Here is a 2,500-nt window from a genome sequence, read left to right as displayed (position 1 = left end):
CAGTGTGACGTCACTAACTTCGCTACTAAACTTCGCTCCCCATCACAGCTCAATGTTATAGAATTAAGCATTTAACTCAATTCACACCTCACTGCTTAGACAGACACTTCCATTCGTCTGCTTTAGTTAGCCTACTGCGTCCCTCCATCACTACATACTCTAGTACAGGAATATCAACCTGTTGTCCATCGGATACACCTTTCGGTCTCTCCTTAGGTCCCGACTAACCCAGGGCGGACGAGCCTTCCCCTGGAAACCTTAGTCTTACGGTGGACAGGATTCTCACCTGTCTTTCGCTACTCATACCGGCATTCTCACTTCTATGCGTTCCAGCACTCCTCACGGTATACCTTCTTCACACATAGAACGCTCTCCTACCATACCTATAAAGGTATCCACAGCTTCGGTAAATTGTTTTAGCCCCGGTACATTTTCGGCGCAGGGTCACTCGACTAGTGAGCTATTACGCACTCTTTGAATGAATAGCTGCTTCTAAGCTAACATCCTAGTTGTCTGTGCAACCCCACATCCTTTTCCACTTAACAATTATTTTGGGACCTTAGCTGGTGGTCTGGGCTGTTTCCCTTTCGACTACGGATCTTAGCACTCGCAGTCTGACTGCCGACCATAATTCTTTGGCATTCGGAGTTTATCTGAGATTGGTAATCCGGGATGGACCCCTCACCCAAACAGTGCTCTACCTCCAAGAATCTTTATGTCGACGCTAGCCCTAAAGCTATTTCGGAGAGAACCAGCTATCTCCAAGTTCGTTTGGAATTTCTCCGCTACCCACAAGTCATCCAAGCACTTTTCAACGTGCCCTGGTTCGGTCCTCCAGTGCGTCTTACCGCACCTTCAACCTGCTCATGGGTAGGTCACATGGTTTTGGGTCTACGACATGATACTAATGCGCCCTATTCAGACTCGGTTTCCCTGCGGCTCCGTCTCTTCAACTTAACCTCGCATCATATCGTAACTCGCCGGTTCATTCTACAAAAGGCACGCTCTCACCCATTAACGGGCTCGAACTTGTTGTAGGCACACGGTTTCAGGTTCTATTTCACTCCCCTCCCGGGGTGCTTTTCACCTTTCCCTCACGGTACTGGTTCACTATCGGTCACTAGGGAGTATTTAGGGTTGGGAGATGGTCCTCCCAGATTCCGACGGGATTTCACGTGTCCCGCCGTACTCAGGATACTGCTAGGTACAAAGACTATTTTAAATACGAGGCTATTACTCTCTTTGGCTGATCTTCCCAAATCATTCTTCTATAATCTTTGAGTCCACATTGCAGTCCTACAACCCCGAAGAGTAAACTCTTCGGTTTGCCCTCCTGCCGTTTCGCTCGCCGCTACTAAGGCAATCGCTTTTGCTTTCTCTTCCTGCAGCTACTTAGATGTTTCAGTTCACTGCGTCTTCCTCCTCATATCCTTAACAGATATGGGTAACAGGTAGTACCTGTTGGGTTCCCCCATTCGGAAATCCCTGGATCATCGCTTACTTACAGCTACCCAAGGCATATCGTCGTTTGTCACGTCCTTCTTCGGCTCCTAGTGCCAAGGCATCCACCGTGCGCCCTTATTAACTTAACCTTATTTTTTGACCTTTCAGTCAGTAACTCTTATTAATACTACAGCATTTTCGGTTTATTTTCTTGTTACTATTTGATATAGATATTCAATTTTCAATGTGCATTACTTGGTGATCTCTCACCAATGGAGCCTAGCGGGATCGAACCGCTGACCTCCTGCGTGCAAAGCAGGCGCTCTCCCAGCTGAGCTAAGGCCCCACAAGACCTCTCAAGACTAAACAAGACCAATGCGCAGTTCCTTATCCTTAGAAAGGAGGTGATCCAGCCGCACCTTCCGATACGGCTACCTTGTTACGACTTCACCCCAATCATCTATCCCACCTTAGGCGGCTGGCTCCTAAAAGGTTACCTCACCGACTTCGGGTGTTACAAACTCTCGTGGTGTGACGGGCGGTGTGTACAAGGCCCGGGAACGTATTCACCGCGGCGTGCTGATCCGCGATTACTAGCGATTCCGACTTCATGTAGGCGAGTTGCAGCCTACAATCCGAACTGAGACTGGCTTTAAGAGATTAGCTTGCCGTCACCGGCTTGCGACTCGTTGTACCAGCCATTGTAGCACGTGTGTAGCCCAGGTCATAAGGGGCATGATGATTTGACGTCATCCCCACCTTCCTCCGGTTTATTACCGGCAGTCTCGCTAGAGTGCCCAACTAAATGATGGCAACTAACAATAGGGGTTGCGCTCGTTGCGGGACTTAACCCAACATCTCACGACACGAGCTGACGACAACCATGCACCACCTGTCACCTCTGTCCCGAAGGAAAACTCTATCTCTAGAGCGGTCAGAGGGATGTCAAGACCTGGTAAGGTTCTTCGCGTTGCTTCGAATTAAACCACATGCTCCACCGCTTGTGCGGGCCCCCGTCAATTCCTTTGAGTTTCAACCTTGCGGTCGTACTCCCCAG

The 2,500-nt window shown here is 49.2% G+C and carries 1 tRNA gene and 2 rRNA genes (2 of these 3 running past the window's edge); all 3 read right to left on the bottom strand.

The window, feature by feature from the left end:
* Nucleotides 1–1,592 (bottom strand): 23S ribosomal RNA (locus ADI74_RS06870) (it extends 1,311 nt beyond the left edge of the window).
* A 124-nt stretch (nt 1,593–1,716) separates the two neighbouring features.
* Nucleotides 1,717–1,789, bottom strand: a tRNA-Ala gene (locus tag ADI74_RS06865).
* A gap of 51 nt (nt 1,790–1,840) precedes the next feature.
* Nucleotides 1,841–2,500: ribosomal RNA gene (locus ADI74_RS06860) — 16S ribosomal RNA — on the bottom strand; it runs 887 nt beyond the window's last position.
* The 16S and 23S rRNA genes sit together here with 1 tRNA gene alongside, the layout of an rRNA operon.

Origin of the sequence: Streptococcus pseudopneumoniae (genome assembly GCF_001074565.1) — a bacterium.
Classification (GTDB): domain Bacteria; phylum Bacillota; class Bacilli; order Lactobacillales; family Streptococcaceae; genus Streptococcus; species Streptococcus pseudopneumoniae_J.
Note: the sequence above shows the minus strand (reverse complement) of the source record. Positions and strands in the feature narration are given on the sequence as shown.